Origin of the sequence: Geotoga petraea, from assembly GCF_900102615.1 — a bacterium.
Lineage (GTDB): Bacteria > Thermotogota > Thermotogae > Petrotogales > Petrotogaceae > Geotoga > Geotoga petraea.
Map to the genome: position 1 here is coordinate 445350 of NZ_FMYV01000001.1, position 15962 is coordinate 461311.

13 protein-coding genes are annotated in these 15962 nt (G+C 29.8%); 7 read left to right on the forward strand and 6 right to left on the reverse strand.

The window, feature by feature from the left end:
• Positions 1 to 9: 9 nt before the first annotated feature.
• Positions 10 to 1191 carry a glycine C-acetyltransferase gene (locus BLS00_RS02200; protein WP_091402420.1) on the forward strand — a complete coding sequence of 394 codons (1182 nt, stop codon included), beginning with the start codon at positions 10 to 12 and terminating at the stop codon, positions 1189 to 1191.
• 122 nt (positions 1192 to 1313) lie between these two features.
• Positions 1314 to 3182, forward strand: a complete 1869-nt coding sequence (gene mnmG, locus BLS00_RS02205; protein WP_091402422.1) for a tRNA uridine-5-carboxymethylaminomethyl(34) synthesis enzyme MnmG — start codon at positions 1314 to 1316, stop codon at positions 3180 to 3182.
• 39 nt (positions 3183 to 3221) lie between these two features.
• Here mnmG and BLS00_RS02210 read toward each other — a convergent pair whose 3' ends face one another.
• From BLS00_RS02210 to BLS00_RS02230, 5 genes are all read right to left on the reverse strand, one after another.
• Positions 3222 to 4373 carry an SBBP repeat-containing protein gene (locus BLS00_RS02210; protein ID WP_091402423.1) on the reverse strand — a complete coding sequence of 384 codons (1152 nt, stop codon included), beginning with the start codon at positions 4371 to 4373 and terminating at the stop codon, positions 3222 to 3224.
• 92 nt (positions 4374 to 4465) lie between these two features.
• Positions 4466 to 5863: a hypothetical protein gene (locus tag BLS00_RS02215; RefSeq protein WP_091402425.1), complete on the reverse strand. Its 1398-nt coding sequence runs from the start codon at positions 5861 to 5863 to the stop codon at positions 4466 to 4468.
• Positions 5864 to 5950: 87 nt separating this feature from the next.
• Complete coding sequence (gene dnaK / locus BLS00_RS02220; RefSeq protein WP_375338208.1) at positions 5951 to 7822, reverse strand: molecular chaperone DnaK; 1872 nt, start codon at positions 7820 to 7822, stop codon at positions 5951 to 5953.
• Between the two features lie 189 nt (positions 7823 to 8011).
• Positions 8012 to 8803, reverse strand: coding sequence for a nitrilase-related carbon-nitrogen hydrolase (locus tag BLS00_RS02225; RefSeq protein ID WP_091402428.1), 792 nt, complete (start codon positions 8801 to 8803; stop codon positions 8012 to 8014).
• Positions 8793 to 9344 carry a 5-formyltetrahydrofolate cyclo-ligase gene (locus tag BLS00_RS02230; RefSeq protein ID WP_091402430.1) on the reverse strand — a complete coding sequence of 184 codons (552 nt, stop codon included), beginning with the start codon at positions 9342 to 9344 and terminating at the stop codon, positions 8793 to 8795. The genes BLS00_RS02225 and BLS00_RS02230 overlap by 11 nt, the downstream gene beginning before the upstream one ends.
• Positions 9345 to 9434: 90 nt before the next feature.
• Between BLS00_RS02230 and BLS00_RS02235 the strand changes: the two genes are divergently transcribed.
• From BLS00_RS02235 to BLS00_RS02245, 3 genes are read left to right on the forward strand one after another with little or no spacing between them, the layout of a single operon-like run.
• Positions 9435 to 10262: a PHP domain-containing protein gene (locus BLS00_RS02235; RefSeq protein ID WP_091402432.1), complete on the forward strand. Its 828-nt coding sequence runs from the start codon at positions 9435 to 9437 to the stop codon at positions 10260 to 10262.
• 12 nt (positions 10263 to 10274) lie between these two features.
• Complete coding sequence (locus BLS00_RS02240) at positions 10275 to 10994, forward strand: PI-PLC domain-containing protein (protein ID WP_091402434.1); 720 nt, start codon at positions 10275 to 10277, stop codon at positions 10992 to 10994.
• 12 nt (positions 10995 to 11006) lie between these two features.
• Positions 11007 to 12077 (forward strand): alanine/ornithine racemase family PLP-dependent enzyme, encoded by a 1071-nt coding sequence (locus BLS00_RS02245; protein ID WP_091402436.1) that lies wholly within the window; start codon positions 11007 to 11009, stop codon positions 12075 to 12077.
• On the opposite strand, the gene BLS00_RS02250 is transcribed toward BLS00_RS02245, so the two are convergent.
• The gene (locus BLS00_RS02250) at positions 12071 to 12283 is read right to left on the reverse strand and encodes a hypothetical protein (protein WP_091402438.1); all 213 of its coding nucleotides are present in this window, start codon (positions 12281 to 12283) and stop codon (positions 12071 to 12073) included. The two genes, BLS00_RS02245 and BLS00_RS02250, sit on opposite strands and share 7 nt — an antisense overlap.
• A gap of 40 nt (positions 12284 to 12323) precedes the next feature.
• Here BLS00_RS02250 and dnaB point away from each other — a divergent pair, with 40 nt between their 5' ends.
• Together dnaB and rnr are read left to right on the forward strand one after the other, a co-directional pair.
• Positions 12324 to 13694, forward strand: coding sequence for a replicative DNA helicase (gene dnaB, locus BLS00_RS02255; protein WP_091402440.1), 1371 nt, complete (start codon positions 12324 to 12326; stop codon positions 13692 to 13694).
• Positions 13695 to 13713: 19 nt separating this feature from the next.
• On the forward strand, positions 13714 to 15915 hold the full coding sequence (gene rnr, locus BLS00_RS02260; protein WP_091402442.1) for a ribonuclease R: 2202 nt from the start codon (positions 13714 to 13716) through the stop codon (positions 15913 to 15915).
• Positions 15916 to 15962: the final 47 nt, after the last annotated feature.

The following is a 15962-nucleotide window of genomic DNA, read 5'->3' on the forward strand; positions in this document are numbered from 1 at the left end:
GTTTTTTTAATGAATTTTTATGAAGACTTAAAAAATGAAATGGAAGAATTAGAAGAAAATGGTTTGCTGGTTACTATTAGAACATTGGAAACCGCTCAAGGAGCATGGCTCAATGTAGATGGGAAAAAAGTACTCAACATGTGTTCTAACAATTATCTTGATTTTGCAAACAATGAAAAACTTAAAAAAGGAGCAATTGAAGCTATAGAAAAATGGGGAGTTGGCCCTGGGGCAGTTAGATCAATTGCTGGGACTTTAGAAATTCATAATAAATTAGAAAAAGAATTAGCAGAATTTAAAGGTGCTGAAGACACTTTGGTAGTTCAAAGTGGATTTAATGCAAATCAAGCTGTAATTCCAGCTATAATGGGTAAAGAAGATGCGATTCTTTCCGATGAACTCAATCATGCAAGCATAATAGATGGAGTTAGACTAACAAAATCAAAGAAGTATGTGTGGAAACATAAAGATGTAGCTTCTTTGGAAGAGGCTTTGAAAAAAGCAGACGAAGAAGGAGCAAGAAGAAAATTAGTTATAACAGACGGAGTATTTTCAATGGATGGAGACATAGCCCCTTTAGATGAAATAGCAAAGGTATCAAAAAAGTATAATGCTTTAGTAATGGTTGATGATGCTCACGGAGAAGGCGTACTGGGTAAAAATGGAAGAGGAATAGTTGATCATTTTGGCCTTCATGACGATGTTGACATAGAAGTGGGAACTCTTTCAAAAGCCTTTGGTGTTGTTGGAGGATTTATTGCAGGTAAGAAAGTACTGATAAAATACTTAAAGCAAAAAGCAAGACCTTTCTTATTTTCAAGCTCATTATCTCCTGCAGAAACTGGTGCAGCTTTAGCAGCAGTAAGATATTTAAAAGAAACAGGAGATCCTGTGAAAAAGTTGTGGGATAATGGAAAATATTTCCAGGAGAAAATAAAATCTTTGGGATTTGATATAGGTAATACAATGACTCCTATTACTCCAGTTATGTTATACGAAGCAAAAACAGCTAAAGAATTTTCTAAAAAGTTGTATGAACAAGGGATATTTGCGTCTGCAATTGGTTTCCCTACGGTTCCAAGAGGCAAAGCAAGAATAAGAGTTATGATCAGTGCATCTCATTCGAAAGAAGATTTAGACTTTGCAATAGAAAAATTTGAAAAAATCGGAAAAGAATTAAAAGTTATATAAATTAGTATTAAAAGCCATATCTTCGGATATGGCTTTTTTAAATTTAATTTTATATGGATTTATTACAATAAACATTTTAAGATGATATAATATATTAAAAATCTTTGATGAGGTGAACGTTAATGAGTTATGATAATAAATATGATGTTATAGTAGTGGGAGCAGGACATGCTGGTATTGAAGCAGCTGTAGCGGCAGCAAAATTAGGCAAAAATGTCCTTATATTAAACATAAATTTGGATTCTGTTGGTTGGGCACCATGTAACCCTGCAATAGGTGGACCAGCAAAAGGAATAGTAACAAGAGAAATAGACGCATTAGGAGGTGTACAAGCTTCTGTAACGGATAAAACTATGATAAACGTAAGAATGCTCAACACATCTAAAGGGATAGCTGTGAGGGCAATGAGGGCGCAAATAGACAAATACGAATATTCCATTGAAATGAAAAAAATATTAGAAAAAACTAAGGGCATAACTTTGAGATATGGTATAGCAAAAGAATTAATAACTGAAAATAATGAAGTTGTTGGAATAAAAACTGAATTAGGTTTAGATTATTTTTCAAAAAAAGTTATTATTACCACAGGGACATATTTAAAGGGAAAGATTTTTATAGGAAGAGAAACATATGATGCCGGAAGAATGGGAGATCTTTCATCAAATAATTTAAGTGATTCTTTAAAAAAGTTGGGGCTTAAAATGGATAGATTTAAAACTGGAACACCTGCAAGGGTTAAAAAATCTTCAATTGATTTTAATAAATTAACCGTACAGGAAACGTCAGATAAACCTTTAGCTTTTTCTTATTTCTCAGAGAAAAAGATTCTATCCAAAGATTATCCATGCTATATTGGAAGAACTAATCAAAACACACATAAAGTTATAAAGGATAATATTTCATTTTCTCCTTTGTATGGGGATGTTAAATTAATTAAATCTAAAGGTCCAAGATACTGTCCTTCCATAGAAGACAAAGTGATGAAATTCAAAAAAGATTCACATCAAATATTTTTGGAACCCGAGTCTAAAAATTCTGAAGAATATTATATAAATGGTATGAGTACAAGTTTACCTTACGAAGTTCAAGTTGAAATGTTAAAAACAATACCTGGTTTAGAAAATGTGGTTATAGAAAGGCCAGCATATGCGGTTGAGTATGATTTTGTTTTACCTTATCAGCTAAAGCATACATTAGAAACCAAGAGTATAAAAGGTTTGTATCTTGCAGGACAGATTAACGGAACTTCTGGTTACGAAGAAGCTGCAGGACAAGGTTTAATAGCTGGGTTAAATTCTGCTTTAAGTATAGATGGACAAGAACCATTTATATTAGATAGATCAGAAAGTTATATTGGTTTATTAATTGACGATATAATAAACAAAGGTGTTGATGAACCTTATAGACTATTAACTTCAAGATCTGAATACAGATTGCATTTGAGGCATGATAACTCACATTTTAGGTTGTTAAAATATTCAAAAAAATATAATCTTTTATCAAAAGAAAACATTGATAAAATTGAAAAAGATTTAAAAAAGACACAGGAAAAAATTGAAGAACTAAATAAATTAAAAATATCCCCTGAAAACATAAATGAATATTTAGAAACAAAAAACTCTGGGTTAATTAAAAGCAGAACACCTTTTAGCGAATTGTTGAAAAGACCAGAAGTAAGCTATATTGATATTTCCTATTTGGATAAAAATCCTTTAGATTCAATAGATGATCAAAATATTATAGAACAGGTAGAAATCTATTATAAATATATCGGATATTTAAAAAAGATGGAAGAAGAAATTAAGAAGATGAAAGAACTGGAAAACATAAAGATTCCAGATGATTTTGAATATGACAGTATTCATAATCTTGCATTTGAAGCAAGAGAAAAATTAAAAAAGATAAAACCAGAAACACTTGGGCAAGTCAAGAGGATACCAGGTATAAACCCTACAGATATAATTAATCTTTCCATAGCATTAAAAAAATAAAAACGGAGCTTATAGCTCCGTTTTTATTAATATCTTATATTATTTTACAGAATATTTGAATACTACTGGGTCTCCACTTACATCAGCACCAAAGTCAGTTGATGTTGAATATCCAACCATGTATAAATTACCGTTATCGTCTATATCTAAAGAATAAGCAACATCATCACCATTTCCACCAACAACTTCGTGAGATAAAATTTCTCCGTTAGCATTGTATTCCACTAACAACATATCGAAATTATCTTTTCCTTCTGGAGTAGTATAACCAGCAACGTATATGTTTCCATTTTTAGCTACCTTTACAGAATAAGCATGATCTGATTTGTCTTGGCCAAATTCGCTTTCCCATAAAATATCTCCATTATGGTCAACCTTTGTTAAATAAAAGTCAGACCAGCCTTTGCTCCAATCTCCATTATAACCAGCGATTAAGTATCCACCTTTTGTTTCTTGTACTTCAAATCCTCTTGCATAATCTCTTCCTGAAAATGTTTTTGTCCAAATTTCTTCACCAGATAGGTTTACTTTTGTCATGTAAACTTCTGTTATGCCTGAGAAAAAGTTGATTTTTGTTCCAGCTATAATAAAGTTTCCATCTGTTGTCAATTGAACTGATAAAGGTTTAATATCAATTCCAGCTTCTGCCCCAGGTAACCATTTAGACCATTCAACTTCATTATTTGTTTTATTGATCTTTACTATTTTTCCAACCATGTTCAAGGTTTGTGGATTACTTCCGTATCCTACAATAATATATGAATCGCCTAATTCTAAACCTGATGTACCTCTTTCAATTCCGAAGTTAACTATTGGTTTATTGAAAGAATTTTTTCCGGATTTTGATATGATCATGTCATAATCGTAGCTGAAAGAATTAGATGACCCTATTGAAACTAATCCTTCATCATGAGATTCAAACCCCCAAAGAGCCCAGTCGTTATTTCTTCCTCCAGAAACTGATGAGTCTAATATCTTACCATTTAATCCAATTTTCATAGTTAGCATATCTTCTGTAATATCTTTTGGATTAGTATAACCAAATAAGTAAACCCCATCATTTGTTGCATCAGCATAGAAAATTTGTTGTTCTCCATTCATTGGATAGACTCTTCCCCAATCAAGTAATGGAGCTGCTATAACTGCTAATGCTGATAAAATCATAAATACCATAATTAACTTTGACTTCATTCTTATCCCTCCTACCTAATAAAAAATAATATCCATAGTAATTATAACATAAAAAAAGAAAAGAAGTACAAAAAAACTAAAAAAAAGATAAATTAAAGATTTTTTAATATGCTTTTGAAATTTTCTATTTTTTCTTTGGAAGTATCTTTTATTATTATTATATGCTGACTTTTTTGAATTGAAAAAAGATTAACGTAATAATTATTAATAGAATTTATTATTTCTTCTGGTACATTTTCTATATAGTCATTTAATGAATTCAAAGAATTATCAAAATAATTCGTCCTAATTTCCTTTATACATTCAGAATTAAGTTGCAATTTTTCCAAAAGATCTATATGGTTATTGTCTATATCGATTTTGTCTGTAAAAACAAAATTCATATTTTTTAAAGAATAAAAAACCACATAATTAGGAAGTTGTAGAACATTATAATATTTTAAATACACATTTTTAAATGCATTTAAAGGGATTTCTTCTTTGGACTTTTTTAAAAAATCGTTCTCAAAATCCTTTTTTGCTAATAATTGGATTATAAACTTTTCTGGATCTTTTTCAAAATTATCTTTATAAACATAATTTAGCGAAGATATATTTTTCATCAAAGAATTACCATAATCTATATTTGTTTTGAAAATAACAAAAATGCAAAAAATATAAAAAAGTGAGGATATAATAAAAATATAATTAAAAAACGCTTTAGAGTAACCTTTATAAACATAAATATTTGAATCTAAAAAATCTATAGTACTAAAGAAGTAAATATCGCTTAAAGTTGATTTTTCATAAAATTCCTCAATATCTTTGGCATTGACTGGCAAAAATTCTAAATTTAAAAACTCAGATTTATTGATTATATTTAAAGAAGTGTTTAAGTATTGCAAGTTAATTTCATAAAGAATATATCCAATATATTCTCCAGTGAAAACGCCGGCTTTCATTTCTCTATTTTTCGTAGCTAAATAAAAATATTTTTCATCATCATTTATAAAAAAATTAGATACTGAAAAGTTGTTGTGTTCAGAAATATTGAAAATAGTTTTACTTGCTAAATCTATATTAACGGGGTCTATGTTATATGGAGATAATTGGTCATATGTCTTGTTATATATAAAAAAATTACTTAGATAGTCTTTAAAATAAATTTCATCTAAATAAGTTTTATATAAGTTGTGAAACTGAACATAAGTTTTTATGTTGTCAGATATCAATAAATTATTATTTAAAGCACTTATTTCTGCAACATTCATTAAACCTAATTGTCTATCCAAAATATTATTAATAGTCATAGAAATCATATCTGAAGACATGGCAAATAAATCATTTTGAATATGTTTTAAATAAAATTCAATTTGTTCTTTTTCATAGTTAAACTGGCTTCTATAAGTTTCTTTATAATTATTTTGAACCAGCACTATTATTGTCAAAATAATTATAAAGAAAGAAGTAAAAATAAGATAAAATACATATTTTTTCTTTTTGATATACATCACCCCCTTTTATTATATATTGATTATAACAAATAATAACATATAAAAATAGTGCGGCTTAATAAGCCGCACCTGAACTACTATTTATTATTGTTGACTTTTATTGTCGTCTTCTGGTTCTTGGTAATCTGTATAATCTTGAGCATTTTGCTGAGGACCAGCTTCTGGACCTGGTTGTCCTTGTTGTCCATATATATGTTGACCGATTTTCATAGACTCTTGCTTTAATTCATCCATAACAATTTTAATTTTACCTATGTTATCTTCTGATAAAGCTTCTCTCAATTCTTTGATTTTTTCTTCTACGGGACCTTTAATATCTTCAGGGACTTTATCTCCACTTTCATTTAACAATTTTTCTGTCTGATAGGCTAAATCTTCAGCTTGGTTTTTTAATTCAATTTCCTCTCTCTTTTTCTTATCTTGTTCTTCATATTCTTTTGCATCCTTTATCATTTTTTGTATTTGCTCAGGATCCATTTTTTGTCTTCCTGAAACGACCATAGATTGTTTTTTGCCCGTTCCTTTGTCTGTAGCGGATACATTTACAATTCCATTAGAATCAATATCAAAAGTTACTTCTATTTGAGGTACACCTCTTGGGGCTGGTGGTAGTCCCGTTAATTTAAAATCACCTAAAAAGAAATTATCTTTTGCAAGTGATCTTTCCCCTTGATAAACTCTAACTTCAACTTCAGGTTGATAATCTACTGCAGTTGTAAAAGTTTGTGATTTTTTAACAGGGATTTTAGTGTTTCTTTCGATTACAGGTTGAACTAAACCACCTTTTACTTCAACACCTAACGACAAAGGAGTAACATCAACTAATACAAGATCTTTATCTGAGTTCCCCGTCATGATTGCTGCTTGTACGGCAGCGCCCATAGCTACTGCTTCGTCTGGGTTAACTCCTTTATTAGCTTCTTTGTTGAAATAAGATTTAACCAATTTTTGAACTGCTGGAATTCTTGTTGATCCACCAACTAATAGAATATCATCAATTTCATTTTTAGAAAGCCCGGAATCTTTAAGAGCATTTTCTATTTGCGTTTCTGTTGACTTAACTAAATCTCCAATTAAATCTTCAAATTTAGCTCTTGAAACTTTCTTTTCTAAATGAACTGGTTGACCATCTACAACAGTTATAAATGGTAAATTAATTTCAGTTTCAAATTTTGTGGATAATTCTATTTTTGCGGATTCTGCCGCTTCTTTTAGTCTTTGAAGAGCTTGTTTGTCTTTTGACAAGTCTACTCCATTATCTTTTTTGAATTCTGATACTAAATAGTCAATTAATCTTTGATCAAAATCGTCTCCACCTAAAGTGTTATTTCCAGATGTTGATACAACTTCAATTATGTCATCACCAATGTCTAAGATAGAAACATCAAAAGTACCTCCACCCAAGTCGTAAACTATTACTTTTTTGTCGCCTTCAGCGGATTTATCCATTCCAAAAGCAATACTTGCAGCTGTTGGCTCGTTTATAATTCTCAACACTTCTAAGCCTGCGATTTCTCCTGCTTCTTTAGTTGCTTGCCTTTGTGCATCATTAAAATATGCAGGGACTGTGATTACGGCTTTTTTAATTTTTCCGCCTAAATAATCTTCGGCATCTCGAACTAATTTTTTCAAGATATACGCTGATATTTGTTGTGGTGTATACTCTTTTCCTTCTATATTAACTGTATAATCTTCTCCCATGTGTCTTTTGATTGATCTGATAGTGTTGTCAGAATTTAATACAGCTTGTCTTTTAGCTGGTTCACCTACTATTATTTCTCCATCTTTGGAAAATGCCACAATTGATGGAGTAGTTCTTTTACCTTCTGAGTTTGAAATAACTTCAACATTTCCATCTGGTTTCATCCATGAAATTGCTGAATTTGTTGTTCCTAAATCAATTCCTACTACAAATTCTTTTTGACTCATTAGAATACCTCCTCGTTTATTATTCATTCATTTATATTATACTCAAAAAATAAATAAAATTCAAGCTTTTAAATTATTATAGAAAAACCATAAAATAGTTTAATAAAGATATATATAGAAGTATAAATATAAAAGAAAACAAATCTTATATCACTTGTAATGTAAGAGTGAAAAAATATTCTAAAAAATAATAGGAAATAAGAAAAGAGTTCTATATTATCTATAGAACTCTTTTCTTCTATCTTTTAGGATGTTGTTAAATTTATTAATGTTTTTATCTCGCGACTCTAAAAGGTTTAAATTAAAAGTTTTTACAATATCTCCTTTTTTTTCATATCTTTCGATTATGTTTCCTTTTGGATCTGTAATTTGGCTCATACCAGTAAATTCATATTCAATATTTTTATTTTTTTCGACTCCCCACCTATTTGATGTTGCAATGAACAATCTATTTTCTAATGACCTTATTTTATTAGCTTCTTGGCAATAAGGTAATACAAGGTTTGAAGGGTGAACTATTAGCTCCGCTCCTAATACATTCAATGTTCTGAACGATTCTGGGAAAATCCAATCAAAACAAATTGCCATACCAACCTTATAACCTTTGAAATCCTCTACAAAAAATCCATCCTCCCCAGGGGTAAAAAACAATTTTTCTCTGTTAAAAAGATGAATTTTTCTATAAATTGAATAACTACCGTCAGATTTAATAAAAATTGAAGAATTATAATATTCGTTATTATATTTCTCGTTAAAACCAAACACAATATTTTTATTCTTTTTAACAGCAAAATCTCTAACAGTATTTATTGAATATGCACTATCCTCTCCAGCAGTTTCGCTTGTTTTCTCAACTTCTTCTTTGTCTGTATAAGCATAACCAGTAAAAGCCATTTCTGGTAAAACTATCAAATCTTCTTCTGTATCATTTACCATTTTTAAAGCTTTTTCGACATTAGATTTTATTTGGAAAAGCTCTGGGCGAAATTGAACTAAACTAACTCTCATTTATATACACCTCCTTATTGGTAATTATCATATCCAATCTTTGATCATGTTTTTCAATTGGCAAATTATCTACTACTTGTAAATCAAAAGATATTCCACATAGAATTGTCTTATAATTTATGTTTTCTATAAACCTATCATAAAATCCTCCTCCGTAACCTATTCTATATAAATAAGGGCTGAAAGCTACTCCAGGAATTAAAAACATGTCGATTTCATTTTCGAATCTATCTTCTGTTGGTTCCATAATTCCAAAATTCCCTTTAACAAAATGATCCAAAGAAGAAGCTTTATGAAATTTCATAGTTTTCCCAAGAGTTTTTGGAAAAAGAAAATTTTTCTGTAATTTATACTTATTAAAAAGGGGTAAAAGATTTACTTCTTTTTTAAAAGGGTAATACATAGCTATATTTTCTGAATCTTTAAAGATAGTTAAGTTTTCTATTTTTTTTGAAATGATCTTTGATTTTATAGAAACTTCTTGGTCTGATAAAAGTACCCTTTTTTCTATAATTTGTTTTCTTAATTTTTTTTTGTCCATATAATCACTCCTAAAAATTCCTTATGATATAATTAATGTGTATGCTTTTATTTTAACATAAATGGATAAAATAATGAGAGGATGATTTTTTTGAAATTGGATTTGCATATGCACTCTACAGCTTCTGATGGAACATGTAATTATGATGAAATAATAAATATTGCTATAAATAAAAATATAGAGATAATTTCAATTACTGATCATGATAATATAAATATACAGAAAAATGCTTTAGATTATTGCGAAGATAAAAAAATAAAATATATTCCAGGTGTAGAAATATCGACTGATTATGAAAATATGCTTGATGTTTTAGGGTATGGAATAGATTTAAACGAGACCAAATTAAATGAAACTTTGGAAGAAATTCAAGGCTACAGGACAAAAAGAAATGATTTAATGGTAGAAAGATTAAATGATCTTGGTTTTGAAATAGAGCTGTCTGAAATAAGAAAAGTCGCTGGCAGCGACATAATAGGCAGGCCACACATAGCAAGAGTGTTAATGAATAAAGGATATGTGGATACAATGGAAGAAGCTTTTAATATTTACCTTGGCAATAATAAAAAAGCCTTTATCCCAAAAATTAAGCTAAAACCAGAAAAAGCGATTGAACTTATTACCAATGCAGGCGGAAAAGCAGTGTTAGCACACCCAAAATATATTACAAAATCAGAACAAAAATTAAATCAATTAATTAAAAAATTTAAACTATATGGTTTATGGGGGATTGAGGTATATTACAGCAAACATAAAAAAAATGATATTGAAAGGTTTAAAAATATAGCCTTAAAAAATGATCTTTATATTACCGCAGGGAGTGATTTTCATGGAGATAACAAACCAGATATAAATCTGGGAATGGAAGTAGAAGACGATTTATTGGTAGAATCTATAAAATGTTTATTGAAAAGATGAGGGGGATCATCTATGAATTTGAATTATCCAGTAATAGTTTTAGGGCAAAAAGGTATGATAGATAAATATGATGAAAATAGTATGGAAGGCCTTTTAAAGTCAATAGAATATGGTGCGGATGGGGTTACAATAGATGCAATGAAAATAGCAGATAACAATATAATCATATGCAATCCAAATTCTTCAAAAGCTTTAAAAAAAGATTTAAAAAATTTGACGACTAAAGAAATAACTAAAATGAAATTTACTAACAATCAAAAAATCCATTCTTTAGAAAAGGCATTTATGGAATTACCATCTGATACTTTAATAAATATAAATGTTTATGAAGAAGACGCTATAACCAATATTATAGGTATGATCAATACTTTAGATGTATCTAATAGAACAATGCTTTCGACAGATAATATAAATATAATAAAGTATCTTTCTGATCTAAACAACGATTTTTTTTACGCTTTTAGAGTTAAAGAAGAAAAAGTGATTAAAGAAGCTTTAGAATTGAAAGATGATTTAAGATTTTATTCGATAAATATAGATTATGAAGAAATAAAAAAATGTGGTTTAGATAAATTTAAAAATGAAATATCGGTAATTCAAGAAGAAAGTCTCAAAATAATGATTGAAAATTTTAATGATTGTTCAAAATTGGAAGATCTTAAAAACTATGTAGACATTCTTGAAACAAGAGAGATAAATAATTGTATAGAGATACTTGAAAAAATTTATTAAAGGAGTGAAGACATGTTTCCAAGACTTGTAATAGACTTAGCCAAAGTAAAGAATAACTCGAAAAATGTAGTTGAAAAATGTCATTCGTTAGGGGTAGAAGTTGCAGGAGTAACAAAAGTAATGTGCGGTATGCCTGAAATTGCTGAAGCCATGATTGAAACAAATATAGATATGATAGCTGACGCAAGGATGCAGAACATAAAAAAGCTAAAAGGAAATGGTATAAAAAAAGATTTTTTATTATTAAGAATCCCCATGATTTCTGAGTTAGATGAATTGATTGAAAATGTAGATATAACTTTGATAAGTGAACTAAAAACTATAAAAATTTTAGGTGAAAAGGCTCTGGCTAAAAATAAAAAACAAAAGATAATATTTATGATTGATTTAGGAGATTTGAGAGAAGGAGTTTGGTATAAAAACGCAGTTGAAAACATAGAAAAAATAATCGAAATTCAAGGGATAGAATTAATAGGGATAGGGACAAATTTAGGTTGTTTTGGAGGAGTTTTGCCAACTCTCGAAAAAATGAACATGCTTGTTGATATTAAAACAGAAGTAAAAGAAAAACTAAATTTTGAATTGAAATATATATCTGCTGGAAGCACAGCTGCATTACCCCTTGTAGAAAATAAAGATTTACCTAAAGAAATAAATCATTACAGATTGGGAGAATCTATTCTTTGCGGTACTGATGTCACTAACAATAGAAAAGTCCCTGGGGCATATCAAGATGCAGTATATTTAGAAGCCGAAATAGTAGAAATAAAAGAAAAGCCATCTATGCCTGAAGGGGAAATAGGGCTTGATGCTTTTGGAAGAAAACCTCATTTTGAAGATAAAGGTTGGAGAAAAAAATGCATACTTGCAGTAGGCGAACAGGACATAGACCCAGAAGGGTTAATACCCATTAACAAAGATATAGAGGTGCTACATGCAAGTTCAGATCATACAATTATAGATATTACCGAATGCAAAAGTGATTACAATATAGGAGATATAATTAGGTTTAAACTAAGTTATTCTGCACTGTTAAAAGCAACAACAAGTCAATATGTTGAAAAGATTATAATTAATCAATAAAAAATTAAACTCAAAATATAAGAAATCGCAGTTGAAACAATGAAAATGAAAAGAGTAAAATAAGCTTTTTGGTCTATAGATTTTATTTTTTTATCATCCTTATTTAACCCTTTTCTAATTTCTTTAGCTGCATCCCAAAAGTAAGATATGGAAACGATCAACATTACAATTGAAAAAATAAAAAGACCATTTATAATATATAACATTAAAATCACCTCAAAATATTATAACATAAGGAGGCAAAAAATGGACTCATTATCTTTGAATCCTCCTCATTCTATTGAAGCAGAAGAATCTGTTATAGGTAGTATATTGATGGATCCAAATATTTTAGAAGACGTATTAGAAGAAGTTAGGTACAGCGACTTTTATCTCGAAAAACATAAAATAATTTTTAAAACTATTGAGCAGCTTTTTTCAGCAGCGCTACCAGTTGATACAGTAACTCTAATAGATAAAATGAGGAATTTAGGAATATTGGAAAAAGTTGGTGGAGAAGAAACCTTAATAAACCTGGCACAAGCAGTCCCAACTACTGCAAACATCATGTACTATGCAAATATAGTCAAAGAAAAGGCTTTATTGAGAAATCTAATACAAGCATCTTCCGAAATTGTTGAATCTGTTAGAACTGTAGGAGATGCAAAAGAGATATTGGAGTTTGCCGAAAAAAGAATTTTTTCTATAGCAGAAGCCAGGGCTACAAGAACATATGAATCTCTATCGTCCATAGTTCCTAATGTTGTAGACCAAGTAGTTGAACTGAAAAACAAGTATCGTAGAGGCGAACTTGGTTTGGTTACCGGTATACCAACTGGTTTTTCTTCTTTAGATAGCATTACGTCTGGATTTCATAAATCTGATTTAATAATTATAGCTGCAAGACCTTCAATGGGAAAATCATCTTTTGCATTAAACTTAGCAACCAACATGAGTCTAAAGCATAATGTGGGTGTTGCAATATTTTCTCTTGAAATGTCAAAAGAACAGTTAGCTAATAGAATCATTTGTTATCAGTCGAGAGTTGATTTGCAAAAAGTTAGAACTGGACAAATTTCTGATGATGAATGGAGTATGATTACACAAGTTGCTGGTGATTTAACTGATTCCAGTTTGATTTTGGATGATGAGCCCGGATTAGATTCCAGATCGTTGAGAGCAAAAGCGAGAAGAATAAAAAGAGAATACGATATCCAAGTTCTAATCATAGATTATTTACAGTTAATGTCGGGAAAATCAGGTAATAATGAAAACAGGCAACAAGAGATTTCGGAAATATCCAGGTCATTGAAATTATTGGCGAGAGAATTGAATATAACAGTTATAGCTCTATCACAATTATCCAGAGCTGTTGAACAGAGAGAAGACAAAAGGCCAAGATTAAGTGATTTGCGTGAATCTGGAGCTATAGAGCAAGACGCTGACCTTGTAATGTTTTTGTATAGAGATTCGTATTACAAAAGAAGAGGAGAAGGCGACGAAAAACTTGTTTTAAACGAAGTTCACGAATCAGAATTAATAATAGGAAAACAAAGAAACGGACCAGTTGGAACTGTTAAATTCATGTTTAACCCGAGATTGGCTTCGTTCTTTGAAATAGACAGAAAACATGAATAACCTTCAAAGGGGGGTTTAGATGGAAAATATGGAAAGTAAGATATTAAATTTATTGAAAAAAAATAAAATGATACAAAAAGAGATTTATCAAAAACTGAATGCCATTAAAAAAGACGAAAAAAAGAAAATTAGAAGAGCCTTAAATGAACTACTTGAAAGTGGACAAATATATAAAGATTCAAGGAATAGATACAATATGCCAGATGAAGATACTACTATAGGTATAATTGAATTTATCAAAAGTGGGAACATGGGTTTTGTTAAAAGAGAAGATGGGACAGAAATAGCTATCCCAGTTGAGAGAAGCAAAAACTCTTTACACGGTGACAAAGTATTAGTTCAAAAAAAAGGTAAATGGAGAGACTTAGATGCTGGAGAAGTTGTAAAGATTCTCGAGAGAAACCTTGAAAAAGTTGTTGGTAGGTTTGAGAAAAAGAAAATGTTTGGTTTTGTCGTTCCAATAGATGGAAAAATAAACACAGATTTTTATATAGCTCCAGAAGACATGAAAAATGCCAAAGATGGTCAAATTGTTGAAATAGAAATAAAAAATTATGGAAAAACTACAAAAAATCCAGAAGCTAAAATAATAAGAGTTATTGGAGATGAAGGAGACCCATCAGTTGATATCCCTATAGTTCTTTCAAAACATGATCTTCCTGAACCAGGAGAATTTCCTGATTCTGTCATGAAAGAAGTGGAAAAAATTCCCCCAAAAATTTCTAAAGAAGAGAAAAAAGGTAGAGAAAGTTTTGTGGGTCAAAATATATTTACAATAGACGGGGAAACTGCAAAAGATTTTGATGATGCAGTTGGTATAAAGAAAACTAAAAATGGTAATTACAAATTAGGTGTCCATATAGCTGATGTATCTCATTATGTTAAAGAAAATTCAGAGTTAGACAAAGAAGCTTTAAACAGAGCAACCAGTGTTTATTTAATAGATACAGTAATACCAATGTTACCTCATGAATTATCCGATTGGATGTGTTCTTTGGTAGAAGGTGAAGAAAGATTAACCATGTCACTGGAAATGGAAATTGATAAAAATGGAAATGTTGTTGATTCATCTATAAACAACGGTTTAATAAAAAGCGTAAAAAGATTAACTTATACCGAGGTAAACGAACTTTTATCAGACAACCCTTCCAAAGAAATAGAAGAAAAAATTGGATTTTTAAAAAAAGACTTAGAAACAATGATAGAGCTGATGGAAATATTGAGAAATAACAGAAAAGAAAGAGGTTCTATTGTTGACATGGAAAGTGGAGAAGTATATTTTAAATTCGATGAAAATGGCAATGTTGAAGATATAATTCCTGTAGAAAGAGGAATATCAGAGAAAATGATAGAGGAATTCATGATAAAAGCAAATGAAACAGTTGCTGAATATTTTGATGCACAAGATTTGCCTTTTATATACAGAGTTCATGAAGACCCAGATCCAGAAATGATCATTCAATTGAAAAATTATTTGGAAATGCTTGGCATGAGAGTCAAAATGCCTTTAAATATGCATCCAAAAGCTTTACAACAAATTGTTGAAAACACAAAAGACCATCCTTTAGCTGATTCAATTCAAAGGTTACTCATAAAATCCATGAAAAGAGCTATATATTCTAATGAAAACATAGGACATTTTGGGCTCGCATCTATGTCTTATACTCATTTCACTTCTCCGATTAGGCGATATCCTGATCTTATCGTTCACAGACTATTAAAAAAATTTATAGAAAGTAAAGGTACTTTAAAAAAATCTGACATAGAAAAATATCAGAAAAAATTACCAGAAATAGCAGATCAATGCTCAAAACAAGAAAGAGTTGCTGATAAAGCAGAGTGGGATTTAAGAGATATGAAAAAAGTCGAATACATATCAAATCATATAGGGGAAGAATACGAAGTATATGTTACTGGAGTGACAAAGTTCGGCCTCTTTGTTGAAATACCTAAAAAGATGATAAATGGATTAATACATATTTCAGAATTAAATGACTACTTTGAATACGATAGCGATCGAAATAGACTACTCGGACAAAAAACTGGAAAAATATACAGAATTGGCGACAAGTTAAAAGCAGTCGTTATGAAAGCTAATAAAATTGGAACAGAAGTAGATTTTGCCCCAGCAGACAATGCCAAAGAAATTGAAAAAAGACTTAAGAAAAAATACCCAAATACAAAGGTTAAAATAAACAGAAACAAAAAAATAAATAAATAAGATTATAAAAAAGAGAGATTCTAATAAGTGAATCTCTCTTTTATTAT

Bases quoted from the DNA above. Each gene is read 5' to 3' on its own strand.
- BLS00_RS02200 (WP_091402420.1), top strand. From the start codon at position 10: ATGAATTTTTATGAAGACTTAAAAAATGAAATGGAAGAATTAGAAGAA.
- mnmG (WP_091402422.1), top strand. From the start codon at position 1,314: ATGAGTTATGATAATAAATATGATGTTATAGTAGTGGGAGCAGGACAT.
- BLS00_RS02210 (WP_091402423.1), bottom strand. From the start codon at position 4,373: ATGAAGTCAAAGTTAATTATGGTATTTATGATTTTATCAGCATTAGCA.
- BLS00_RS02215 (WP_091402425.1), bottom strand. From the start codon at position 5,863: ATGTATATCAAAAAGAAAAAATATGTATTTTATCTTATTTTTACTTCT.
- dnaK (WP_375338208.1), bottom strand. From the start codon at position 7,822: ATGAATAATAAACGAGGAGGTATTCTAATGAGTCAAAAAGAATTTGTA.
- BLS00_RS02225 (WP_091402428.1), bottom strand. From the start codon at position 8,803: ATGAGAGTTAGTTTAGTTCAATTTCGCCCAGAGCTTTTCCAAATAAAA.
- BLS00_RS02230 (WP_091402430.1), bottom strand. From the start codon at position 9,344: ATGGACAAAAAAAAATTAAGAAAACAAATTATAGAAAAAAGGGTACTT.
- BLS00_RS02240 (WP_091402434.1), top strand. From the start codon at position 10,275: ATGAATTTGAATTATCCAGTAATAGTTTTAGGGCAAAAAGGTATGATA.
- BLS00_RS02245 (WP_091402436.1), top strand. From the start codon at position 11,007: ATGTTTCCAAGACTTGTAATAGACTTAGCCAAAGTAAAGAATAACTCG.
- BLS00_RS02250 (WP_091402438.1), bottom strand. From the start codon at position 12,283: ATGTTATATATTATAAATGGTCTTTTTATTTTTTCAATTGTAATGTTG.
- dnaB (WP_091402440.1), top strand. From the start codon at position 12,324: ATGGACTCATTATCTTTGAATCCTCCTCATTCTATTGAAGCAGAAGAA.
- rnr (WP_091402442.1), top strand. From the start codon at position 13,714: ATGGAAAATATGGAAAGTAAGATATTAAATTTATTGAAAAAAAATAAA.